The following is a 22,477-nucleotide window of genomic DNA, read 5'->3' on the forward strand; positions in this document are numbered from 1 at the left end:
ACGGTGCCGCGCCGCGACAGCGGGACCAACGCCAGGGTGTCGCTGTCACAGGCCGGGTTGGGGCAGTTGTTCTCCCGCGGCGGGAACACATAGGTCGCACACGCGGTGCATTTGCCGCCGATCAGATGGGTGTCACCGTCGTCATCGGTGGCGAACCACCCTCCGAACGCGGGCTCTGTGTGGAAGTCGACTTTCATGATTTCGCTTTCGGTCTGATGAAGGTGCCTTCTGCTTGCACGGTCACAACGCCGTTCGTATCCGTGATACGGCCTACAGCAATCGTTTTCGAATCGGTCTCGCTTTCGATCCAAGCCTCGACCCGAATCGTGCCGAGACGAGTAGGGGCGACGTAGCGCAGATTCAGCGTGCCGGTGAAGGCGGGCTTTCCTGGGCGGTGTGCGGTTGCCCCGAGAACATGGTCCAGTATGAGTGCGCATACCCCGCCGTGAACGTGGCCGGGCGGGCCTTCATAAGGAGCGCGGAGCGTCAAATCCGCTGATGTACAGCCATTTTCGCCATGAACGACGTTCAGCGGGGGTGCGATGGCATTTCGCATCCCTATCGCCACATTGCCCCAGGTGAGAATGCCGCCCTCGGTGGTGGTGCGCACTCCGAAGGGTTCGGGATCCAGACGTGAACTCAACAGTGCCGCGGCTTGTTCGATCAGGGCGTGCGCTTGTGTTACATCGTCGTCGGCAGCCTCGCTGCGGATCACGACGTCAATGAGGGCCCGCAGTGACTGGGTGAGCGGACCGTAGAGTCCGTCCGCATGCCGAGCCTGCTCGGCGCTGATCGGCGTGCTCACCCGGCGGAGTCCGTGCCGGCCATGTGTCGTGCTGCCAAGTGGCTGAACAGCATGGAGGCACCGATGGGGTTGCCGCCACCTGGGTAGGTCTCACCCGAGACCGCTGCCATGGTGTTGCCCGCCGCATAGAGGCCAGGAATCGGTGTCCCCTCTGCGCTCAGCACGCGGGCGTGTGCGTCAGTGCGAAGCCCGCCTTTGGTCCCGAGGTCGGAAAGGCCGAATGCGGCAGCATGATAGGGCGGTTGGTCGATCGGGACCAGGGGTGACTCGCCACTCGTGAAAGCCCGGTCATAAGCTTCGCCGCCGCGGTTGAAATCGTCGTCGACTCCGGTTGCGGCCAGCTTGTTGTACCGCTGCACCGTGGCCTCCAGTTCGGTGGCGGGTACGCCGATGGATTCGGCAAGCTCCGCCAAGGTGTCGGCGGAGTGCCATAGGCCTGCTTCGCGGTAGTGCGCGGTGTCGACCATCGACACGTTGGTGGCCTTCACCGGTGGAACCTCACCTTCCCGGTCGTCATAGATCATCCAGAACGGCAGGGCGGTCGAGCCGTCGTCGAGTTGGCGTATCACCTCACGGCCAATGCGGTCGTACGGCGCGGATTCGTTGACGAAACGCTGACCGTTCTGATTGACGAAGATGCCTCCGGTGAACCACAGCGCGAACGCGGATCGTCCATCGGGATGGGTCATCCCAGGCGACCACCAGGCCTGATCCATCAGGTCGACATCAGCGCCCGCGGCGATTGCGGCCCGGTGCGCGGCGCCGGTGCTGCCGGGACCGCCCATGGTGTCGATCGCGCTTCCGGGTACGCCGTACTGCGCGCGCATGGTTTCGTTCTGTTCGAAGCCGCCGCTGGCGAGCAGTACCCCGCGACGTGTCCGCACCCGCACCGGGATCCCGTTCTGTTGGATAAGCGCGCCGAGGACGTGGCCGTTATCGGTGATCAGCTCCGTCAGTGCTGCGTTGCGCCAGCAGGAGACATCGGGCATTGCGTTCAGTGCGGCAAGGAATCGGCCGATCAGCGCGCGACCGCCGGTGAGCAGGTCCGGCGCAGCAGTGCCGAGTCGCTCGACGTCCAGCGGTCCTCGCACCAGCCCGGCGTAGCGGCCCAGTTCGCTGTCGGGCAGCGGCAGCGGGATGATGTGACGGAAGCCGTCGTTGCGGGCGTCGGGCACCGAGCCGTAGTAGTCCGGCCACGGCAGCACGGTGAACTCGAATGCGGGATCCTGCTCCAAATACGCGATGAGTGAGGCGCCACCGCGCACATAGGTTTCCTGCAGGGCTCTCGGCGTCCGGTCGCCGACAACGGCGTGAAAATAGGCGAGTGCGGCATCCATGGTGTCGTCGGTGCCGGCCCGCTCTACGACGGGGTTGCACGGGTACCACATCCCGCCGCCTCCCGAGTACGCCGTGGTGCCGCCGAACTTGTCGGTGGCTTCGGCGAGAAGTACCGAAAGGCCCTCGCGCCCAGCGGTGTACGCGCCGGTGATACCGCCTCCGGAACCGGCGACGACTACGTCGACCTCGACATCGAAGTCAGGCATGGGCCGCTCCGTCGAATGCGCCGTACCCGCCGCGGTAGAACAACAGTGGTCCCCGTTCTTCGTGTGCCCACAGGCCCGACACGCGGGCAACGACGATCGAGTGGTCGCCGGCCCCGTGTTCGAACTCAAGCTCGGCTTCGATCGATGCCAGCGTCCCGTGCAGTGTTGGGGCACCATTGGCGCCGCGGCGCCATTCGATCCCGGCGAACTTGTCCTCGCCGCGTGTTGCGAATTGTGCGCACACATCGTGCTGATCAGCGGCGAGGACGTTGACACACAGCGCCCCGACGGCGCGGATCAGCGGCCAGCTCGTCGATGAGTTCGACGGGCAGAAGGAGATGTAGGGCGGATCCAGCGACACCGAGGTGACCGATTGACAGGTGAACCCGATCGGACGGGTGTCGTCGTGAGCGGTGACCACGGCGATACCGGTGCAGAAGTGGCCCAGCACGCGCCGCATCTCGGGTGCCGCCGGCGTGATCAAGCCACTGCCTCGAGCCGCGGTCAACTCCTCGGTCATACCCCTCCTTCGAAAATGGGACTCGCCGCCACCTTCTCGCCTTTCCTTCTCGGTATGCAACGCGTCCTCCCGGTCAGCGGTAGTAGCGCGCTCCCCGGATGTCACCATTGCTAGCCTTGGCGGGTGACGGATGAAGCCGCGACTGGATCTGGTGGGTTGAATGTGTCGCCCACCGGGTGGGCGTTGCTCGGGATGCTTTCCGGCGGCGCGGAATTGTCGGGCTACGACATCAAGAAATGGATCAACTGGGCCATCCGCTTCTTTTACTCGAGTCCGGCCTACAGCCAGATCTATTCAGAGCTGAAGCGACTGGAGAAGCTGGGTCTCTTGAGCTCGCGGGTCGAAGCCGGAATCCGCAGCCGCCGCATGTACAAGATCACCGATGACGGGCTGGCGGCAGTCTCGCGCTGGGCAAACGAAGATACGGTCGAACCTCCGACCCTCAAACACAACCCGATGCTGCGAGTCATGCTCGGACATCTGCTCAATCCGGGCCGGCTCAGAGAAATTCTCATCGCACACGCCGAGTACGCCGAGCAATTGCAGCAGGCCGCGGCCGTTGAAGTGCGCTGGACCAGTGAGCAACCGGCTTGGTCGTATGCCAGGCTGGCGTTGAAATGGTCGGAACAGTACTACGCCGCCGAACGCGAACTGGCCATGCAGATCATCAAGGACCTGGACGCCGCCGAAGAGACGTTCGGCGAATCCGGTCCCCAGGGCGTTGAGTTTCCCGTGCGGGAATACTGGTACGAAGTCGAGCGCCGGATCGCCGCCGAGAATGCCGGCGACACGTCCGACGGAGGCGATCCGCCGGACTGAGCGTATTGCCGGTGGTGACTCAGACGAGGCGCCCGGCCGCGTGTTGCGCTATGACGTAGCCGAACACCAATCCTTGCCCGATGGTGGCACCGGCACCGGGATAGGTCTTCCCAAACGTGTTCGCAGAGACGTTGCCGAGTGCGTACAGACCGTTGATCGTGGATCCGTCTTCTTTCAGTACCCGACCTCGGGTATCGGCGCGCACACCACCGCAGGTGCCCAGGTCGCTCAAGACCACCTTGACCGCGTAGAACGGTCCGGAGTTCAGTGGACGCAGGTTGGGATTCGGGGCGACGGTCGGATCGCCGTAGTAACGGTCATAGGCGCTGGCGCCTCGGTGGAAGTCGGAGTCGACGCCGGCATCCGCCAAGCCGTTGAAGCGGTCCATCGTGGCGGTGAAAGTCGCCGCCTCAATGCCGATCTGGGCGGCGAGGGACCCGAGATCGTCACTGCGGTGGGCTATCCCGGCGTCATACCAAGCCTGGGGGATCGGCATGCGTGGGAAGAGTTCGGCGGCAAGTAGATAGCTGTTCCGGTACCGCTGGTCGAAGATCATCCACATCTCCTCCACCGGCACGCCCGACTGCTCGCGACGCAACAGTTCCTGGCCGAAGGACATGTAGTCCGTTGCCTCATTGATGAAGCGTTCACCGTTCTGATCGACGAGTAGGCACCCCGGCAGCGAGCGTTCGGCGAGCATGACCGTGGATTCGCCACCGGGTAGCGGGGCAAAGGCGGGGAACCACCACGCCTGATCCATCAGTGCGGTGTCGGCGCCCAGGTCCTGAGCCAGGCGGATACCGTCGCCGGTGTTGCCTTCAGCGCCCAGGCTGGCGTTGTCTCCCAAGCGTTCCGACTGGAACTTGTGCCGCCAACTCATCAGGTGATCGAAACCGCCGGTGGCGAGCACGACACCGCGGCGCGCGGTCACCGTCACTCTGGTGCCGTTCCGGCCTACGACCGCACCGGTCACCCGATCGCCATCTTCGACCAGTTCCAGGAGAGGTGTATCGGTCCAGATCGGGATGCCCGCCTGGACGACGCCGGCGAACATACCCGCGGCCAGTGCCTGGCCGCCGGCAGCGTAGCGACGACGCAGCGCCAGACCACCGATGCCCTGCGCGGCGCGCAGCAGGATGCGCGGCCACGATTTGCGGGGAGTGCGTGCCATCAGGTTCAACCAGCGGTAGTCGGCACCGGTGACCGGCATCGGAAACGAAGACTTCATCACACCGGGGCGGAGGCGGGCCAATTCAGTCCCGAGCTTCGCGGTGTTGAATGGCCGGCACTCGCAGGTGCGCCCTACGGCACTGCCGCCGGGTTGCTCCGGGTGGTAATCCGAATAGCCCTTGGCCCACTGAAATTTCATCGGGGTGGTACGCCGCAGCATGTCGATGGTGGCCGAGCCGAAATCCACAAACGCGTCTACGCGGTCCAGTGCAGCGTCCTGGCCCACCAGGGTTTTCAGGTAGGTCCGCCCCTTGTCCACGCTGTCCGAAGATCCGCTCTCGGTGAGGACAGGATTTCCCGGCATCCAGAACGCGCCACCGGAACGAGCGGTCGAACCTCCCACATAGGCAGTCTTCTCCACAATCAGGGTGGACAACCCCAACTCGTGTGCGGCGAGCGCCGCGGCCATTCCGGTACCTGAACCGACGACGAGAAGATCGACGGTGATGTTCTGCAGATCAGTCACCCGACGATTCTGGGATCGGCTCAGCGGATTTCGATCACCGATGCCCGGTCAGTGGAACGCCTCACCTATCAGCTGGGAGTGCCGGTGCTAGAACGGGTTGATCCCTGGAAGCAATCAAGAGCGAGGTTGACCATGACATCGTTGCAGCCCGACGGTGCCGGAGACGTTCGTCAGATCGAGGCGCAGTCGGCACCCACGAGGTTCGCCCGTGGTTGGCACTGCCTGGGTCTCACCCGCGATCTCGGCGACGGAAAACCGCATGCCATCAACGCGTTCGGCGGCAAGTTGGTGGTCTTCCGCGGTGAAGACGGCGCGATCAACGTTCTTGACGCCTACTGCCGGCACATGGGTGGTGACCTTTCCGACGGTGAGGTCAAGGGCAGCGAGATCGCCTGCCCGTTCCACGACTGGCGCTGGGGCGGCGATGGCCGTTGCAAGCAGATCCCCTACAGCCGCCGGGTGCCCAAGCTCGCGCGCACCGCGACCTGGCCGGCCATGGAGCAGGACGGCATGCTCTTCGTCTGGAATGACCCCGAGAAGAAGCCCCCGCCCGCCGATGTGACCATCCCGCGCATCGAAGGGGTCGGTGGCGATGGATGGACCGACTGGCACTGGTACACCACGATCGTCGACACGAACTGCCGCGAGATCATAGACAACGTCGTGGACATGGCGCACTTCTTCTACATCCATGGCGGCTTGCCGACCGGGTTCAAGAACATCTTCGAGGGGCACACCGCCACGCAGTACTACGAGAGTGTCGGCCGGCCCGACCTTGGCTCCGGCGAGGGCGCCAAGATCTCCGGCACCACCTCGGTGGCCTCCTACCACGGCCCGTCTTTCATGATCGATGACCTCACGTACCACTATGAGCACGGCGATCAGCGCACGGTGCTGCTGAACTGTCACTACCCGATCGACGCGAATTCGTTTGTGCTGCAGTACGGAATCACTGTCGAGAAATCTGAGGACGTGCCCGAGGATGTCGCGGTGCAGATGGGTATCGCGTTGGGCGACTTCGTGAAGATGGGCTTCGAACAGGACGTGCACATCTGGCGGCGGAAGGCACGCATCGACAATCCGCTACTCTGCGAAGAAGATGGCCCCGTCTACCAGCTGCGTCGTTGGTACGAGCAATTCTACGTCGACGTTGCCGATGTGACGCCGGACATGGTGGACCGCTTCGAATTCGAAATCGACACCACCCGCCCACGTGAGGCCTGGATGAAAGAGGTCGAGGCCAACCTTGCCGCCAACCGGCTGCCGAGGCTGGTGGGTGTGACCAAGTGAGTGTCCGCCCGGACAACCGGCTGCGCGACGCACCGATGACGCCGGTCACCTGCGGGTCTTGTGGGGCTCGGGTGCACGCCCGCAAGAGCAGCTGGGAGCAGACCAGCGTGCAGTGGGATGCGGACTCGGTCGCGAGCTGTGCTCGACGCCGCATGTCACCGCACGGAACCGGAGTGACGACGTCGCGGGACGTGCCCGTTTCGCTGTGTCTGGATCTGCGCGATTCCATCGAGGCTGCGGTGCGCCGCGGCGCATTACCGGTTCTCGACGAGTAATCCGTTCCCTGCGTGCGAGTTCGGCGCAGCAGCGGTTCCAAACATGGGAGCAAAGATGCCTAGAGATCGCGAGTATGACGTCATCGTGGTCGGATTCGGTGCCGCGGGCGCAGCCGCGGCGATCGAGGCCGCCGATCGCGGTGCGCGGGTACTGGTCTTGGACCGCGGCTACGGCGGCGGTGCCACTGCATTTTCCGGCGGGATCGTGTACGCCGGCGGCGGAACCGCCGAACAATGGGCCGGCGGCTATGAGGACAGCGTCGCAAACATGCTGGCTTATCTCACCGAGGAAGTGGCGGGCGCGGTGTCTGCGGGCACTTTGAGAAGGTTCTGCGAGCAGAGTCCAGCGATGATCGATTGGCTCAAAGTGCAGGGCGTTGAGTTCAGCGGCGGTCGGGTGTCGTCGTACAAGACGTCCTATCCCACTGATGATCACTACCTCTATTACTCGGGCAACGAGAAGGCCTTTCCGTACATGACCCACGCTCAGCCCGCTCCACGGGGTCATCGGGTGCTGGCGCCCGGGATGAGCTCGGGCAGAGTCCTGTTCGATCGCCTGCGAGATTCGGCGTTGGCCAAGGGCGTCGAGTTCATCCCGTTGGCGCAGGTGCTCCAACTGCTTCAGGCTGGCGATGGGCGCATCACCGGAGTTCGTTACCAAGTACTGGACCCCGCCCACAGGAGCGCGCGGCAACACCGGATGATCGCCAAAGCCACTGGAAAACTGGGCACTTGGATGCCGGGCGTGGTCGAAGGCGCCGCCACCCGCGCCGAGCGGTTGCGTGCTCGGGCCAGTACGGACGCGCAGGTTGGGGCCGGCGCGGTGATCCTGGCCGCCGGCGGCTTCGTCCACAATCGTCAGTGGATGAACGAATTCGCCCCGAAGTTCCGCAGAATCTCGCCGCTGGGAACCGTCGGAGACGACGGCGCGGGCATCAAGCTCGGGTTGGATGCCGGCGGGATGACCGACAAGATGGGCAACATCACCGCGTGGCGATTCCTGGCCCCGCCGAGCGCATTCCTGGAAGGCATCACCGTCGGTGCGAACGGTCGACGCATCGCCAATGAAGATCTCTACGGGGCCACCCACGGCAATTCGCTGATGCGCGACTTCGACGGCACGGGGTGGGCGATCTACGACGCCGCGACCTGGCGGAAAATCCGAACCCAGATCGCGGATCAGACCCAGCTCTTCCAACGCCTGCAACTGGTATATCTACTGACCATCGGACACAAGAAGGCCGCGACGATCGACGGTATCGCCGCCAAGAACGGCATCGACGCCGCCGCTCTGCGCCGCACCGTCGACGCCTACAACGACGGAATCCGCAGCGGTGCAGGCGATCCAGCTCGCAAAGACCCGGCATTGTGCCCGCTGTTGGAGCGAGGGCCGTTCTACTCGATCGACATCTCGGCCGATTCGTCGATGTTCTACCCCATCCCCGGGTTGACACTCGGAGGTCTGGTTGTCGACGAGAGCACGGGCGCAGTCGTAAACCGTGGCGGCGGCACCGTGCCCGGCCTGTATGCCGTCGGCCGCAACGCGGTCGGCGTCTGCTCCAACAGTTACGTCAGTGGTCTGTCGATCGCAGATTGCATCTTCAGCGGGCGCCGCGCGGGAGCGGACGCCGCGATCAGCACAGGGGCCGGAGCAGATTCAGATTCCCGACGATCGCCCTGACGACCGCCGGGTTTGGAACTCACACTGCCGCAGTCGGCGTTCAGCCGGCGATCACATCCGACGCCGCGAAATAGCTGCGCAGGGACGTGATGGCGCCGCTGTCGTCGAACACCACGGTGTCGATCGGTTGCAGGCGCATCGGAGTGTCACCGACGGTGAACGTGATCGTGAAGACGAAGGCCGCCTCGGCGCCTGCGATCCGGAGGAGGGTCAACTCCGTTCGGCGATCGAGGCTCTCCAACGTGCTGAAGAATTCTCGGATGGCATTCCGGCCGGAGCGAACGTCCCTTCCGACCGGATCTTCTACCGTGGCATTCTCGGCGAACAGCGCGACCAGTTCATCGGCACTGCCAGACTGGAGCAGCTCGACGTACCTTCTGACGGTCTCAGCTGCCGCATCGGCCGTGTGCTTCGACAATGTTCCTCCTCGACCGCCTGATCAACCGAGCGTGATGATGACCTTGTCGGCTGCGCCCGGCGTCGAAACACAGCGCAATGCCTCATCGAGCTCGTCGAATCCGAAGGTGTGGCTGATGATGAGCCGGTACTTCTCCCAGTTATCGACGATGTCCTCGGTCACTTCGAAGATCTCGGTCGGGTAGCCCATCGATCCGATAACCGTCAGTTCGTTGCTCATCACGTTCATGAGGTCGAGGGTTACCGGTTCCTTGTGAACGGCGACAACGCCGAGTTTGGCGCCGCGCTGAGCGAGGCCGAAGGCCGTGTCGATGACCGTCGGTACCCCGGCGGCATCAAGATAGATGTTCGTGCCGGCCCTGTCGGGCCACATCGAATCGCCCGTTCCGTGTAACTCGATCAGACGAGCGGTCAGGTCCTCCTCTTGGGAGTTGATGACAGCGTCAGCGCCTACCCGCAGCGCCTTGTCCAACCGGTCGGGCAAGACGTCGGCGACCACGACATGTTTGACGCCAGCCGATTTCAACGAAATCACGATGCCCAGACCGATGGGGCCGGCGCCGAAGACCAGCACCTGGTCGGTGGACCGGGGAGCAACCTGGTTCACCGCGTGCCGTGCCACCGCCATCGGCTCGTTGAGTGCGGCGACCTCGAAGGGAACGTGACCGGGGATGACTTCGATACTTCGGCCGCGCACCGCGTCTTTGATGAGGAGGTAATCGGCCAGGGCCCCGGTGGTACCACCATTGCCGATGATGTCTTCGGGTACGGCCATCGGATTGATCACCACCCGGTCACCGACGGCGATGTCCCGCACGTTCTGGCCGACCTCAATGACCTCGCCGGCCGGTTCGTGCCCGATCGGCATGCTGCCCTGATGTGGCGGCAGCCCACCGATGGAGATGTAGAGGCTGTCCGAACCGCAGATGCCGCACGCGCGGATCTTGACCAGCACGTCATCAGGACCGGCTGTCGGCTTGGGCACCTCCACGATCTCGGTCTTGCCTGGCGCAGTGATGATGGCAGCTCTCACAATGATCTTCCTTGAGTGGCTAGGCGGGTGGGGTGGGTCGGGCAGCTCATAACACGCTGTAGCCGCCGTCGACGACGAGCGCCGATCCGGTGCTGTACGACGCATTGGCGCTACACAAATACAGGATCGGATTGGCGATCTCTACAGGTGTGGCGAATCGGCCGAGCGGGGTGTGATCGATCTGGTCTTGCTTGACGTCGGGCACGTAGTCCATGGGTGCGGTCATCCGGGTGGTGACCAGTCCCGGAACGACAGCATTGACCCGGATGCCGTCGACGGCCCACTTCGCGGCGAGGTTGCGGGTCAGCGCGAGCACACCGGCCTTGCCCGATCCGTAGCCGGGAACAACCGGTACCGCACGGATCGCCGCCATCGAGGCGAGCATGACAACGCTCGCGCCGCCGTCGGATTCTGACGTCTTGAGCGCACCATGCAGACCTTCGCTCAGCCGGAAGGGCGCGAGCAGATTGACTTCGACCGATGCGGTGAATCCCGCCGCGGTGGATTCATCGACTCCGCCGGGAAAATTGGCGCCTGCATTGTTGATCAGGATGTCCAACACAGTGACCGAGTCGGCGAGTGCCTCTATACCGGCGGGGTCGGTGAGAGACAGTTGGCGGTACTCCAGTCCCGACAGGTCGACGTCGTAGTCCTCGGGTTTCGCTCTGGTTCCGGTGATCGTGACGTGCGCCCCGCTGTCGCGGAGTAGCGACGCCGTCGCATGACCGATGCCGCTTGTGCCGCCGGTGACCAGCGCCGTCGCACCGGTGAAGTCGAAATGGACGCGGTTGGTCACGACAGTTCCTCAATTCGTTTGCGCAGCCATGCGGCTTCCCAGAAGTTGGCGCTGTCTCGCAGCAGCATCTCGTGTGCGGTGATCAACACCTGTGTGGCCTCCACATTGTCGGCTTCGGCGTGGTTCACCAAGTCGGCGAGTCGAATCGCCCGTACGGGTTCGCCCGTGTCCAGCAGCAATCGGGCGCGTTCGAGAATTGCTGTCGTGCCGGCGATGTCCAGCAAGTCAGATTCGGTGCGGCCCGGAGATTCGGCATACAGCTCCGCTGTGGACTGATGGTGAAACCAGCCCGCATAGTTCTCCCAGATTGCGCGGATGTTCCAGCGGACCATGCCGTAGCCCTCGCCCACCTGCAGATCCGGCGGCAGCGCCACCTCACGCATGAGGGTGTGAACGTCCTTGCCGGCGTTCATACCCTCGACGGTGCGGTCATGGATGTAGGTCACAGCATCACGCAGCCTGGTCAACTCCCACTCGATGCGGTCCTTTCCGGTGATCGGTCCGAAGTGCCCGGTGAGCAACATCTCTGCGCCCAGGGCGCGCACCCGATCAATGGATTCCACGACCGTCAGCGCATCGCGGTAGCGGTCGCCACGCATCGTGACGAGATTGGGAATGTGACCGAACAGCGCCCCGAAAACATTGCCGCACAAGCAGACACCGTCGTCGGGGAGCCAAGCCACCAGGCTGTCGGTGGTTTCACCGCCGGGTGTGGCATACAACTCGAGCACGCGGTTGCCCAAGCTGATACCGAAGCTGTCCTCGAAGGTGATCGTCGGGGTCGGGACACTCTGTGATGGGACCGATCCGAATCGTGATGAGGTGTTCTCTATCGTCGCCATCACCTTGTCGAGCCAAGCGAAGGACGAGTTCTGCGCGCGAAAAGCCGCCAACAGATCATTGTCGCGACGCCAGGTCTTCCAATTCGCTTGTGCGACGATCTGACTGTCCGGGTCGCTCACGGAACCGAGGCCCCCGACGTGGTCGACGTGTCCCTGCGTCAGGATGACGTAGCGAATCGGTGCTGGGTCGATAGCGTCGTAGTTGGCGCGATGCACGGGCCCTTCGAAGCCCATACCGGTATTGAGAACGATCCGGCCGTCATCGGTGGCCAGCATGAACGAATTGGACAAACCAGGCGACATCCAGATGCCGGGGCCCACCTCCCGGGCGGGTGCACCGGCGCCGACGATGTCCTCGGCACCCGGTCGATCGAGATAGAGCGGCCGATAGGTGCTCACACTTCCTCCCGGACGTCGAAGCGGTCGAAATAGAACGCGAAACGCGAGCGGACCTCTGATGGTGTCCGGCCGAAGTGCCCTTGCAGGTCGTAGCGCAGGCTGCCGTGCTTGCCCCGGGGGTTGTCATCGAGGTAGTGGCGGAACGCGGCCTGCGCATCTGCGGTCATCTCGGTGCCGCTGGTGGCGTACAGCCTGCCCAAGATCTCCATCTCATTGCCGTTGAGGTGGTGAAAGGAGATGTCCGTGCTCTGTTCGGCAGGAATCAGTTCGCGGTCCCGTACACAGGCGCGCAGCAACCGCTCGATACGGTCGATCCAGTAGTCGACGAGACCGGACGGATCAATTTCCTTGCGGCGGATGCGATCTCCGTATGCCAGCATGGTGACCGCCGACTGGATCACCGCCACCGGATCGCGGTGGGTAAACGCAACGGTGGCATCGGGGAAGGTACGGATCAGCGGACCGAGTTGTTCACAGTGCTGCGGTGACTTCAGCACCCACCGTCGTGGACCTCGCAGAAAAGTCAGCGCCTGCAGAGTTGTCCGCAAGTATGCGTAGTGGACGTCCTGGTCGAGCGCGAGATAGAAGTCTCGCCACTTCGGTACTCGGGCATGCCACTCCAATACGTAGCTGGCGAAGTCCAGGTCGAGAAGTTCGACCTCTTCCTCGATCGCCTGGGGAAAGCGGTCGTGCATGGCCTGCACGAGCGGAGTCATCGTCATCGCTGCTTCATGCTCGGCAGTGCTGCGGGCGAACCGCGGATCGACGCCGTCGGCATCCGGTCCTTCGCCGCGTAGCGGGAATGGTTCCTGGCTTTCCCAGTAGGGCAGTGCTCGGCGCCTGGAGTCTGCCGCAATCAGATTGACCAAATGTGTTGTTCCCGAACGAGGTAGACCAACGACGATGATCGGCTTCTCGATGTCGATATCGTGAATCTCAGGATGCCGGCGCAGCAGGTCGGTCAGCAGCAGACGCTGAGACAGCAGGCGCACGATGCGGTTCCGCAGGATGAAGCGGTTCAGATTCGTGTTGCCGCCGTCGGAGTCGGCGGCATCCGCGTATACGCCGAGTCGGCTGCGGAAGTCTACCGGCCCGAAATCGTCCAATCCGGTGTGCTTCATCGCCTCTTCGATGAGCACGTCCGGGTGGAGCTCGATCGGCAACCCGGCGAAGTGGCCGAGTATCTCTTGCTGGGCCGGGGCCAGAACCGGCTTTGTCAGATCGTCGATCGTCAGCGTGCTTGTCTGCATTCAGGGACCTCCGCGCGCCAGGTGTCGAATATTCGTTGTAATATCCGAATATATGAACGCCAACCTAGATCCGGCTCAGCGGCACGGTCAAGACCCATCTCCGCCTACCCGACGTGTCATAGACGTCATCGAGCTGCTGGCCGATACTCTCGGGCCGCCGTTGACGCTCGCCCAAATATGCCGTCAGCTGCGGATAAGTCGATCAACCGGGCATGCCATTCTGGCCACACTGGCCGCGGCCGACTGGGTTTCGCGCGACCCACTCAGTGGGACATACTCGCTCGGCGGCAATTTTCCCCGGCCGCAGCCGACGAGCATGCCGGTGACGAGGAAGCTACGCGAACCCTTGGCCCGATTGAGCGCCGCAATAGATATGGCCGTGTGCGTTTCGGAAGTACAGGCCGGCCACATCGCAGTCGTCGAGTCGGCGGCTCCGGACACCGCGCCTGCGCGCGTGGCGGCCGGTCAGCGGCTGCCCTTCGTTGCGCCCTTCGGGCGCGAATTCGTCGCGTGGGCGTCCGCGGCGACACGCGATGAGTGGCTGGAATCTGCCGGACCGGTCAACGATGTGTTCCGCGTCCGTATGCCCCATGTGCTGGACGAAATTCAGCGGCGCGGATATGGCATCGAGCGGCTCAGTGATCCTCTCCTGCGGGTATATTCGGCACTCTTGGCGCTGGACAGCGGCGAAGAGCCCGATCCCGTAGCGGTGCGGCTGGCCGGCGCCGTCGCCGATCTGACGATCGTCGACTTCCTGCCGGGTGAGCTGGCCGATGTCGCAGAGTGTTCGCTCGCAACGATCTCGGCGCCGATCTTCGACGCTCGTGGTGAAGTCGTCATGACCGTGTCGGCGCAGCCCTACACGCACCTCACGGTGGACAAGGTGCGCTGGATCGGCGATCGGGTCCGCGAGTTCGCCGGGCATGCACATTCACTCATGGCGGGTGCGCTCACCGCCGGCGATCATTGAGCCGCTGCCTAGCGCCGTTGGCAAGACGCTCGAGTCCCTACTGGTCGCCAACCCTTGGCCGGCAGGATGACTGGCGTCGCGCAGCAACAGCGACGTGGCCCCGCGTTCACAGGGGCTGCGCGGGGCCACCGAGCATTCGACGCCAATTCAGGCGAACTGGAACGCGCTCAACGGAGCCTCTTCTGGATAGGTCGCGGGTCCTCCGAGGTCATAGCCGGCGTTCAACGCGCCGATGAAGGCAGCGTCATGCAGCGGGGCGCTGGGGATGTCGAGCTTGAGGCCCTTCTTGTTGAGATCGTCGACCATCATGTCGATCGCCTTCTCGATGGTGATGTCGTCTGAATGATCCATGTTCTTCTTCAACTCGTCGGAGTCTTCAAACACTTCGGCCGACCAGTGCACCAGGAACCGAAGGTCGTCGGTGTGATGACGGGCGATCACGTTCTCACCGTTCTTGAGCACCCAGTGGTCACGGGAAGCGGGATCGCCGGCGAAGACGGTGTCGAACTCCAGGCCGGCCGGAACCTGTTGATCCAGGGGGCCATTGGCTTCACCGCGGTGCATCAGCATCTCGTTCTGCACGACGACGCCGCGGTTGTACACCGGCGGCATCAAACGTTGGGGAGCCTTGAGTGGGCCTTCAGGCCAGTAGGTGAACCCGCTGCCGGCATCGTGGGAGAACCAGGTGATGACTTGGGCCATCTTGATCAGGTAGTCCTGGAACAGGCCGGACTTGCCCATCACACTGGTCAGCCAGGTGGGAGCGTTTTCGTATCGGACGCCACGGAAGCTGGGAGAATCCAGATGGCCGGGATCGCGGTTGGCGCATGGCCCGTTGATGTTGAACAGCATCATCTCAGGCTTCGCGTACTCAGCGCCCCAGTACGACTTCGCCTGCGTGAGGAAATCCGCGTTGTAGAAGCAGTCATGCAGTTCTGGGTATAGCACCGTGCCGTGATTGGCGAGGAAGCCGCGGAAAGTCGGCGTGAGGAACAGGTCCAGGGTGGGAGTGAAGCCCTCCGGGAACTTGCCGCTCATCGTGGCCATCAGTTCCTCGGGTGAGGCGAAGTGCTGAGCGATGATCAGCCGCCATGGGGCATCCTTGCGAACGACCTCGAGCAGGCGATCACGCTGATCGTCGGTGTAGACGTTGTCGATCTCGCGTGGTGGTGAAACGGGGCGAAGGATGTCGGACAGCTCCATCCTTCGATCATCGGTGAGCATCACGGGGACTCCTTTTCTTGGTACCGGCGTTGTCGGACGCCATGGGTATGTTTGATTGTGGGCGGATTCAACGCTGCGGCGACCATCGATGCCCGGCTATCGGGACGTCGGTCGTCGCGTCAGAACGGCAAGGGGTGAGCGAACTTCGCCCGGAGCAGTGCGCCGACCTCGGCCATGGCCAGGCGCCCGCGGGCTGTCGTTTCCGAACGCATGAGGAACCCGTGATAGATCCCGGGATATCGGGTGACGGTGGTCTGCACGCCGGCGTCACGTAGACGTGCCGCGTAGCGCTCACCCCAGTCAGAAATGGGATCCAATTCTGCGGTCACCACAATGGCCTGGGGTAGCGCGCTGAGATCGCTGGCATAGGCCGGAACCCGCCGGATGTCATGCGAGGAACCCGCTCCCTGATCCGCGAGTTCGTGCAGAAAGACGATGTCGTCGTGGATGAGCAGGGGCGCGTCGGGTTGGGTGACGATTGACGGCGCGCCCATGTCTCGGTCGACGCCCGGATACAGCAGCACCTGCGCGAACAAGCGGGGTGCACCGGCCTCGCGCGCGGCCAAGGCCACCGCGGCAGCGATGCCACCGCCGGCGCTGTCCCCGCAGATGGCGACCCTCTCACGGTCGATTCTCAACGTGTCTGATTCGGCGCCAACCCAATTGGTGACGGCGAGTGCATCGTCGAACTGGGCGGGCGGGGGGTTCTCCGGCGCGAGCCGGTAGTCGACGGCCACCACCACGGCATCGCTGGCCGCGGCGAGTGCCCGTGCCATCGGCTCGAACGAATGGTTGGAGCCCATCACGAGCCCGCCGCCGTGCAGGTGCACGATCACGGGTGCCGGCTCGTCGGTGTTGTTCGGGCGGTAGATGCGTACCGGGATTGCGCCCCCGGGCCCGTCGACCATCGTGTCACTGATGTCCGCCATGGCGGGCATATCGACGGGGAGTGGTGCTGTTTCGATGCTGTCGCGAACTGCTTGCAGCCCGCGTTCACGCATGGGTGTCGGCGGACCGAAGGCGACAACGCGTTGCGCAGCGTCGGGGTCGAGTCCCGGACGATTGTTGCCGCTCATGGCTTTCAGTGTTCGGCCGGGTCGAAGCGGCGCTCGGTGCGTAGCCGCGGAGCGGTGAGGTTGCTCAAGATCTCGGCGCGCTCGGCCATTGCCGAACCCACGTATTCCGGCTGCGTCAACAGGTAGAACGCATCCTGGGCGGATTGTTCGAATACCACCTCGGCCGCGGCGTCGGGATTCATTGCCGCAGCTTTGATGTCGAGCATCGCCGCCCGTTGGTTCTCGGCCGCTGCGACATCGGTGCCTGCAGCGGCGGAGTCGACGCCGCCGGCCGCCTCGAAGATGTTCGACTTCACCGCACCGGGGAGAACGGCCTGCACCCGAATGAAGTCGGCGTGTCCGGCGAGTTCCACCTCAAGACGCAAGCACTCGGTGAGCGCCAGCACCGCGTGCTTGCTGACGATATAAGGCGCCTGCAATGGCACTGCGGCGACCCCGCCGATCGACGACAGATTCCACACCCAGGCAGGGGTGGCGGCGGCGATCATCTTGGGCAAGAACGCCCGTACCCCGTGGAACACGCCACTGACATTGATGTCCATCACCCGCTGCCAGTTCGCCACCGGCGTGTCCCACAGATACCCGAACTGTTCGATACCGGCGTTGTTGACCAGTAGGCGCACCGGGCCGATCTCGCGGTAGGTGAAGTCGGCGAGATCCTGGACCGCCTGGGCGTCCCGCACATCGCAGGCGACTGCGAGGGCAGCGCCGCCGCCTGCGTTGAGTTCGTCGACAAGACGTTCGGCTGACTCAAGGTCGATGTCGGCCGCCACGACCGTCATGCCGAGAGCGGCGGCGTGCCGGGCCAGGCCGGCGCCGATGCCGGCACCGGCGCCGGTGATGACCGCGACGCCGCCGGAAAAGAGGTCCCGGGCGCTCACGAACCAGCGGCGATGTCAGCGGTCAACTCGGACAGCAGCACTGAATTCGTGGTGTCCAGGACCATGTCGACGTCGGTGAACTCCAGACCAGTGGCGCCGCGACGGACGGTGACGTTACCGATGCCGCTGGACACGGCGAACGGGACGAAGTTCGCGATCTGGTTGACGAAGATGTAAAACCGCACCCGGACGCCGTCACCGTCGGTACCGGTGCGGTGGATATTGGTGGCATGGTGGCGCAGTGGGTACGGGCTCTGCCTACGGTGATCGGACAGCCACTCGATGACCGCCTCGCGGCCGTGCAGCTCGGGAGACATCAGTTCTTCGAACGGGCTGGCGCCCGAGTCGCTTCGGGTCCGGTAGTGGACGTCCTCGGAATGCGCCGCGGCCATCGCATCGTAGTTGGCCTCGTCGTAGTCGTACCAGAACCCGGCGAGAAACTCCTGCAGTTCGGACAGCGTGATGTCGTTGCTCATGACATCGAGTCAACCGCGGCCCGGCGGCTCCCGACAGCCGCGTGGCCCGTTCAGTGGAACACTGCCTCAACCGGTGATCAAGGCCCACAGGCCGGAACCGCCGGCCCGCAGTGCGGAATCGGTGATCTGCTCGTCCCAGGACCGGACCGAGCCGAATTCCGATCGCCAGGTCAGCGCGGGCCGGGTGAACTCGTGCAGTCGGTGCTCGCGGGTGGTGCCGATGGCGCCGTGCACCTGATGGGCATTGCGGACCACCACCGACACCGCGTGGCCCGTGCACGAGCGCGCCACCGCGGTCAGGAAACGCAGGTTGGGGCTTGACCAGTCGTGACCGATGGCGACCGTCACGGCGGCTTCGGTCGCCGTCCTGGCCAGCGCAGCCTCGGCGGCGATATCCGAGATCAGGTTCTGGATCGCCTGGAACTTCGACAACGACCGACCGAACTGGACCCGCGAGGTGGTGTGCTCGATTGACATCGCCAAGACGCGATCCAGTGCGGCGCACACCTGAATCGCGCGGATGAGCGCCGATTTCAGCGCCAGGGTTTCGAGTTGCCCGGCGGTCACGGGTACGCCTTCCAGCACAGCGATTTCTGCCTTCACCGCGTCGCGGGGCTCGCCGATCATATTGGCGCCCGGTATGATTCGCAGAGCGGTGGCCGTTGCGTCCAGGTCGCCGACGGCATGACCGTCGGTGGTCGGCCACACCGCGACGATGCGCTGCGCGCCGGACGCCCAGGGAACCGCCCGAGCTCGCCCCTGCGGGTCGAGGACGGCGACGGTGCGCACCCCGTCGTCGACGGGCAAGCCGACCGCCTCCAGCAGCCAGCAGGCCAGCAGATCATGCTCGGCCAGCGGGATCCGCACGCCGTGGTGTACCGCGGCGGAGAGCAACGCGACCGCCTCGGGCCATCCGGCGCCGCTGCCACCGGATGATTCGGCACCGGTGAGGCGCACCAGGCCGAGATCCTCCAGGTTGCGCCACAACCCGGCATCGAGTTCGACCCGCTCGCCCGGCGGGTGGTTCTGCCGGTAATCGGCGAACACCGCGTCCATCATCGCGGTCAGATCGGGGTCGACGCCCGTTGCCGACGTGGTTCCGGTGGCCGTCATCGCATTCCCAATCCGCGCGCGATCACTCCGCGCAGCACCTCGTTTGTCCCGCCGCGCAGCGTGAAACCCGGTCGTTGATCCACCGCTGTCGCCATCAGTCCCGACAGGGCCGGGTCGAGGGCATTGACGTCGCCGAGGTGCAGATCGGCGAAGTCCACCACGTCACCCTCGGTGGTGGTGCCCAGCACCTTGACCACCGCGGCCGGGACATCGGCGGGTTCGTGGCGTTGTAGCGCTCCGGCAACCGCGGTGGACATCTGGTGCAGGCCGGCGACCCGAGCAACCAGTCGGCCCAGGCCGGGATCGTGGGAGATCTGTTGTGCAGCCATACCTTCGGTGCTGGCAGCCAGTACCACGAACGAGGAGAGGAACCGCTCAGGCCCGCTGCGTTCGAAGGCCAGCTCCGAGGTCACCTGCCGCCAGCCATTACCGATCTCGCCGAAGACCATGGCATCCGGCACGAACACGTCGTCGAGGATCACCTCGTTGAAATGGTGCGCACCGTTCATGGACACGATGGGACGGACGTCGACGCCGGGGGAGTCGAGTGCGACGATGAACTGGCTCAGGCCGGCGTGGCGGTGTGCAGAGTCCACCGGGGCCGTGCGAGCCAGCACGATGAAGGCGTGCGCGCGATGAGCCCCCGACGTCCAGACCTTGGTGCCGGTGACCGACCAGCCGCCGTCGGACCGAACCGCCTTGGTGCGAACGCTGGCCAGGTCCGATCCGGAGTCCGGTTCGCTCATCCCGATACCGAAGAAACATTCGCCGCGCACGATCGCCGGCAGGAACTCCGACTTCTGGCCCTCAGTACCGTATTTGAGCAGCGAGGGCACGATCTGCCGGTCGGCGATCCAATGTGCCGCCACCGGTGCGCCGGCCGCCAGCAGTTCCTCGGCGACGACGAACCGTTCGACGAATGTCATGCCATGTCCGCCGTACTCGGTCGGCACTGTCATGCCCAGCCAGCCCCGTCGGGCCAGTGCGGCGGTGAAGTCTTCGTCCCAGCCCGACAGCCAGGCGTCCACCGAGGGGGTGAAAGCTCCGGCTGCGAGCTGTTCGGCGACGAACTGGCGAACCTCACCGCGCAATCCGGCCGTCTCCGCGGCGTCGGTGGTGGCTGGGGGCACCAGCCGGGACAGTGCGGTCACTGGCTCCGCCACTTCGCGACACGTCGTTCATGCTCGGCGTCACGGTGTGCCAGCGGTTGCATGGCGGCGGCCATGCCCAGGGTCGATTCGAGCATGCCGGTGCGGGATTCCTGCAGGAGGCGTTTGGCCATCCGCAACGCGTGCGGCGGATTCTTGGTGATCCGCTCGGCGAGTTCCCCTGCTGCGGTCAGCAGTTCGTCGTGCGGAACGACCCGGCTCACCAGTCCCCAGGCCAGTGCGGTCGCGGCGTCGATACGATCACCCGTCAGGGTCATCTCGGCGGCGCGTTCATAGCCGATGGCGCGTTGCAGAAACCAGGTGCCACCGTCGCCGGGGACCAGGCCGATCTGCACGAAGCTCTCCGCGAAGGAGGCGCGTTCGGAGGCGATCCGCAGATCGCACATGGTCGCCAGATCACAGCCTGCGCCGATGGCGGGTCCGTTGACCGCAGCGATCAGTGGTACTTCGAGGCGGGCAAGCGCCCGTGGGATGCGCTGGATGCCGTCGACGTAAGCGTAGCGCTGGTCGATCGCGTCCAGACCGAACATGCCCTGCCGGTCGGCCATCTCCTTGACATTGCCGCCGGCAGAGAATATCTTGCCGGCTCCGGTGAGGATGACCGCGCGGATCATGCTGTCGGAGTTGACGGTTTCCACAGCGGACTCCAGCGCACCGATGAAGCCGATGTCGGTGATCGCGTTACCCACCTCGGGCAGGTCGATGGTCCAAACCTGGGTGGCACCGGACGTCTCGATGTTCAGCGGTGCGCTCATGAGGGCAGCTGCAACGACTTGACCTGGAGGTACTCTTCGAAGCCGATACGGCCGAGTTCGCGCCCGATCCCGGACTTCTTGTACCCGCCGAACGGCGCCGCCGGGTTGTACCGGCCGCCGTTGATGTCGACCTGGCCCGTGTGTACCTGCCGCGCAAATGCGATGGCGGTGTCATCGTCGGCGGCCCAGACCGCGCCGGAAAGGCCGTACGGGGTTCCATTGGCGATCCGCAATGCGTCGTCGGTATCGCTGAACGGGATGACGGCGAGGACGGGGCCGAAGACCTCTTCCTGGCCGAGCTCGGAATCGGGGTCGACGTCGGCGAACACCGTCGGGGCGACGTAGTAGCCGACGTCGCAAACCCTCTGCGCACCGCCGGTCAGCAGCCGGGCGCCTTCGCCCGGCGCACGCTCGATGAATCCGAGCACCGTCTGCTGTTGCGATGCGGATGCGGATGGTCCGATGCGGGTGGCTGGATCCCATGGATCGCCCACGGTGTACTTGGTCACCGCCTCCTCGATGAGGTCCAACGCCTCGCCGTAGCGGGACTTTGGGACCAGCATCCGGGTCCAGGCCATGCAGGTTTGGCCGCCGTTGAGGAACGCGTTGGCGACGCCGACCTTGACCGCGGTGGCGAGGTCGGCGCCCTCGAGGATGACGTTGGCGGATTTCCCGCCGAGCTCGAGCGCCACCTTCTTGATGGTCCTGCCGGCCAATTCCCCGACGCGGCTGCCGACGCCGGTGGATCCGGTGAATGAAACGAAATCGACGTCCGGATGTTCGGCCAACCGCTCCCCGATGACGCGGCCCGGACCGGACACCAGGTTGATGACACCGGGAGGCAGACCGGCGTCCTCGAGCGCCTCGACGAACTCGAACACCGACAGCGGTGCCTCGTTGCTGGGCTTGAGCACCACCGTGCAGCCCGCCGCGATCGCCGGGATGACCTTCGCCACGACTTGGTAGAGCGGGTAGTTCCACGGGGTGATCGCCGCGACCACACCGTAGGGTTCGCGGGTCACCAGCGAATTGCCGATCCGCTCCTCGAACTCGAAAGTCGCCAAGGCGTCGGTGAATCCGCGTGCCACTGCGAGCGGCACCTGGGTCTGGACGGACTGCGAGATACGTATCGGGGCACCCATTTCACCGGTGATCGTCTCGGCGATATCGGGCAGTCGCTTCTCCATGGCGGTGATCACCGCCTCTAGGCGCTCGCGTCGGTCCGCAACGCCGATCATCGGGTCGAACGCCTTGCGGGCCGCGGCCACCGCGGCATCGACGTCCGCAACGTTGCCGCCGGGTACGGTGCCCAGTACCTGTTCGGTGGCGGGATTGATCACGTCGATGACATCGGTGCCGCTGGGGGGGACCCACTCACCGTCGATGTAGAGCTCGGTGCGGTCGTAGTTGTGGTTACTCATCAATCGGTCTCCGGGTTACAGGGAT

At 64.6% G+C, this 22,477-nt stretch carries 23 protein-coding genes; 5 read left to right on the plus strand and 18 right to left on the minus strand.

Annotation, left to right across the window (positions count from 1 at the left end; translation table 11 throughout):
* The 4 genes from ASE48_RS15815 to ASE48_RS15825 all read right to left on the minus strand — a co-directional run.
* Positions 1–197: zinc ribbon domain-containing protein (locus ASE48_RS15815; protein WP_235571231.1), on the minus strand; the 197-nt coding region annotated here is incomplete at its 3' end.
* Positions 194–805 (minus strand): PaaI family thioesterase, encoded by a 612-nt coding sequence (locus tag ASE48_RS32210; protein ID WP_082614221.1) that lies wholly within the window; start codon positions 803–805, stop codon positions 194–196. The genes ASE48_RS32210 and ASE48_RS15815, both read right to left, overlap by 4 nt.
* On the minus strand, positions 802–2,349 hold the full coding sequence (locus ASE48_RS15820; RefSeq protein ID WP_057168070.1) for an FAD-binding protein: 1,548 nt from the start codon (positions 2,347–2,349) through the stop codon (positions 802–804). The genes ASE48_RS32210 and ASE48_RS15820 overlap by 4 nt, the downstream gene beginning before the upstream one ends.
* Positions 2,342–2,869, minus strand: coding sequence for a flavin reductase family protein (locus ASE48_RS15825; RefSeq protein WP_057168071.1), 528 nt, complete (start codon positions 2,867–2,869; stop codon positions 2,342–2,344). The genes ASE48_RS15820 and ASE48_RS15825 overlap by 8 nt, the downstream gene beginning before the upstream one ends.
* A gap of 123 nt (positions 2,870–2,992) precedes the next feature.
* Here ASE48_RS15825 and ASE48_RS15830 point away from each other — a divergent pair, with 123 nt between their 5' ends.
* Positions 2,993–3,688: a PadR family transcriptional regulator gene (locus tag ASE48_RS15830; protein ID WP_057168072.1), complete on the plus strand. Its 696-nt coding sequence runs from the start codon at positions 2,993–2,995 to the stop codon at positions 3,686–3,688.
* Positions 3,689–3,707: 19 nt separating this feature from the next.
* Here ASE48_RS15830 and ASE48_RS15835 read toward each other — a convergent pair whose 3' ends face one another.
* Positions 3,708–5,384 (minus strand): 3-ketosteroid-delta-1-dehydrogenase, encoded by a 1,677-nt coding sequence (locus ASE48_RS15835; protein WP_057168073.1) that lies wholly within the window; start codon positions 5,382–5,384, stop codon positions 3,708–3,710.
* A gap of 132 nt (positions 5,385–5,516) precedes the next feature.
* On the opposite strand from ASE48_RS15835, the gene ASE48_RS15840 reads away from it, so the two are divergent.
* The 3 genes from ASE48_RS15840 to ASE48_RS15850 are packed head-to-tail and all read left to right on the plus strand — an operon-like array spanning position 5,517 to position 8,630.
* Positions 5,517–6,674, plus strand: a complete 1,158-nt coding sequence (locus ASE48_RS15840; RefSeq protein ID WP_057168074.1) for a Rieske 2Fe-2S domain-containing protein — start codon at positions 5,517–5,519, stop codon at positions 6,672–6,674.
* Positions 6,671–6,949 carry a hypothetical protein gene (locus tag ASE48_RS15845; RefSeq protein WP_082614222.1) on the plus strand — a complete coding sequence of 93 codons (279 nt, stop codon included), beginning with the start codon at positions 6,671–6,673 and terminating at the stop codon, positions 6,947–6,949. The genes ASE48_RS15840 and ASE48_RS15845 overlap by 4 nt, the downstream gene beginning before the upstream one ends.
* 55 nt (positions 6,950–7,004) lie before the next feature.
* Positions 7,005–8,630, plus strand: a complete 1,626-nt coding sequence (locus ASE48_RS15850) for an FAD-binding protein (protein ID WP_057168075.1) — start codon at positions 7,005–7,007, stop codon at positions 8,628–8,630.
* A 40-nt stretch (positions 8,631–8,670) separates the two neighbouring features.
* Here ASE48_RS15850 and ASE48_RS15855 read toward each other — a convergent pair whose 3' ends face one another.
* The 5 genes from ASE48_RS15855 to ASE48_RS15875 are packed head-to-tail and all read right to left on the minus strand — an operon-like array spanning position 8,671 to position 13,367.
* Positions 8,671–9,048, minus strand: coding sequence for a nuclear transport factor 2 family protein (locus ASE48_RS15855; RefSeq protein ID WP_057168076.1), 378 nt, complete (start codon positions 9,046–9,048; stop codon positions 8,671–8,673).
* 21 nt (positions 9,049–9,069) lie between these two features.
* A complete protein-coding gene (locus ASE48_RS15860) occupies positions 9,070–10,080 on the minus strand; it encodes a zinc-dependent alcohol dehydrogenase (protein ID WP_057168077.1) in 1,011 nt (336 codons plus the stop codon).
* A 46-nt stretch (positions 10,081–10,126) separates the two neighbouring features.
* On the minus strand, positions 10,127–10,876 hold the full coding sequence (locus ASE48_RS15865) for an SDR family NAD(P)-dependent oxidoreductase (protein WP_057168078.1): 750 nt from the start codon (positions 10,874–10,876) through the stop codon (positions 10,127–10,129).
* Complete coding sequence (locus ASE48_RS15870; protein WP_057168079.1) at positions 10,873–12,117, minus strand: MBL fold metallo-hydrolase; 1,245 nt, start codon at positions 12,115–12,117, stop codon at positions 10,873–10,875. The genes ASE48_RS15865 and ASE48_RS15870 overlap by 4 nt, the downstream gene beginning before the upstream one ends.
* On the minus strand, positions 12,114–13,367 hold the full coding sequence (locus ASE48_RS15875) for a sulfotransferase family protein (RefSeq protein WP_057168080.1): 1,254 nt from the start codon (positions 13,365–13,367) through the stop codon (positions 12,114–12,116). The genes ASE48_RS15870 and ASE48_RS15875 overlap by 4 nt, the downstream gene beginning before the upstream one ends.
* Positions 13,368–13,419: 52 nt before the next feature.
* On the opposite strand from ASE48_RS15875, the gene ASE48_RS32215 reads away from it, so the two are divergent.
* Positions 13,420–14,337, plus strand: coding sequence for a helix-turn-helix domain-containing protein (locus tag ASE48_RS32215; protein WP_082614223.1), 918 nt, complete (start codon positions 13,420–13,422; stop codon positions 14,335–14,337).
* A 147-nt stretch (positions 14,338–14,484) separates the two neighbouring features.
* Here ASE48_RS32215 and ASE48_RS15885 read toward each other — a convergent pair whose 3' ends face one another.
* The 8 genes from ASE48_RS15885 to ASE48_RS15920 all read right to left on the minus strand — a co-directional run bounded on the left by ASE48_RS15885 (position 14,485) and on the right by ASE48_RS15920 (position 22,452).
* On the minus strand, positions 14,485–15,561 hold the full coding sequence (locus ASE48_RS15885; RefSeq protein WP_057168081.1) for a hypothetical protein: 1,077 nt from the start codon (positions 15,559–15,561) through the stop codon (positions 14,485–14,487).
* Positions 15,562–15,680: 119 nt separating this feature from the next.
* Positions 15,681–16,637, minus strand: a complete 957-nt coding sequence (locus ASE48_RS15890) for an alpha/beta hydrolase fold domain-containing protein (RefSeq protein WP_057168082.1) — start codon at positions 16,635–16,637, stop codon at positions 15,681–15,683.
* A gap of 5 nt (positions 16,638–16,642) precedes the next feature.
* Entirely contained in the window at positions 16,643–17,518 is an 876-nt protein-coding gene (locus ASE48_RS15895) for an SDR family NAD(P)-dependent oxidoreductase (protein WP_057168083.1), read from the minus strand.
* Positions 17,515–17,994: a nuclear transport factor 2 family protein gene (locus ASE48_RS15900; RefSeq protein WP_057168084.1), complete on the minus strand. Its 480-nt coding sequence runs from the start codon at positions 17,992–17,994 to the stop codon at positions 17,515–17,517. Before ASE48_RS15900 ends, ASE48_RS15895 begins: the two co-directional genes overlap by 4 nt.
* A gap of 66 nt (positions 17,995–18,060) precedes the next feature.
* Positions 18,061–19,107, minus strand: coding sequence for an acyl-CoA dehydrogenase family protein (locus tag ASE48_RS15905; RefSeq protein ID WP_057168085.1), 1,047 nt, complete (start codon positions 19,105–19,107; stop codon positions 18,061–18,063).
* The gene (locus ASE48_RS15910) at positions 19,104–20,270 is read right to left on the minus strand and encodes an acyl-CoA dehydrogenase family protein (RefSeq protein WP_235571236.1); all 1,167 of its coding nucleotides are present in this window, start codon (positions 20,268–20,270) and stop codon (positions 19,104–19,106) included. Before ASE48_RS15910 ends, ASE48_RS15905 begins: the two co-directional genes overlap by 4 nt.
* On the minus strand, positions 20,255–21,031 hold the full coding sequence (locus tag ASE48_RS15915) for a crotonase/enoyl-CoA hydratase family protein (RefSeq protein WP_057168086.1): 777 nt from the start codon (positions 21,029–21,031) through the stop codon (positions 20,255–20,257). The genes ASE48_RS15910 and ASE48_RS15915 overlap by 16 nt, the downstream gene beginning before the upstream one ends.
* Positions 21,028–22,452 (minus strand): aldehyde dehydrogenase family protein, encoded by a 1,425-nt coding sequence (locus ASE48_RS15920; RefSeq protein ID WP_057168087.1) that lies wholly within the window; start codon positions 22,450–22,452, stop codon positions 21,028–21,030. The genes ASE48_RS15915 and ASE48_RS15920 overlap by 4 nt, the downstream gene beginning before the upstream one ends.
* Positions 22,453–22,477: the final 25 nt, after the last annotated feature.

Source organism: Mycobacterium sp. Root265 (assembly GCF_001428895.1).
Classification (GTDB): Bacteria; Actinomycetota; Actinomycetes; order Mycobacteriales; family Mycobacteriaceae; genus Mycobacterium.

Bases quoted from the DNA above. Each gene is read 5' to 3' on its own strand.
- ASE48_RS15820 (WP_057168070.1), bottom strand. From the start codon at position 2,349: ATGCCTGACTTCGATGTCGAGGTCGACGTAGTCGTCGCCGGTTCCGGA.
- ASE48_RS15825 (WP_057168071.1), bottom strand. From the start codon at position 2,869: ATGACCGAGGAGTTGACCGCGGCTCGAGGCAGTGGCTTGATCACGCCG.
- ASE48_RS15840 (WP_057168074.1), top strand. From the start codon at position 5,517: ATGACATCGTTGCAGCCCGACGGTGCCGGAGACGTTCGTCAGATCGAG.
- ASE48_RS15850 (WP_057168075.1), top strand. From the start codon at position 7,005: ATGCCTAGAGATCGCGAGTATGACGTCATCGTGGTCGGATTCGGTGCC.
- ASE48_RS15875 (WP_057168080.1), bottom strand. From the start codon at position 13,367: ATGCAGACAAGCACGCTGACGATCGACGATCTGACAAAGCCGGTTCTG.
- ASE48_RS32215 (WP_082614223.1), top strand. From the start codon at position 13,420: ATGAACGCCAACCTAGATCCGGCTCAGCGGCACGGTCAAGACCCATCT.
- ASE48_RS15885 (WP_057168081.1), bottom strand. From the start codon at position 15,561: ATGCTCACCGATGATCGAAGGATGGAGCTGTCCGACATCCTTCGCCCC.
- ASE48_RS15890 (WP_057168082.1), bottom strand. From the start codon at position 16,637: ATGAGCGGCAACAATCGTCCGGGACTCGACCCCGACGCTGCGCAACGC.
- ASE48_RS15900 (WP_057168084.1), bottom strand. From the start codon at position 17,994: ATGAGCAACGACATCACGCTGTCCGAACTGCAGGAGTTTCTCGCCGGG.
- ASE48_RS15905 (WP_057168085.1), bottom strand. From the start codon at position 19,107: ATGACGGCCACCGGAACCACGTCGGCAACGGGCGTCGACCCCGATCTG.
- ASE48_RS15915 (WP_057168086.1), bottom strand. From the start codon at position 21,031: ATGAGCGCACCGCTGAACATCGAGACGTCCGGTGCCACCCAGGTTTGG.
- ASE48_RS15920 (WP_057168087.1), bottom strand. From the start codon at position 22,452: ATGAGTAACCACAACTACGACCGCACCGAGCTCTACATCGACGGTGAG.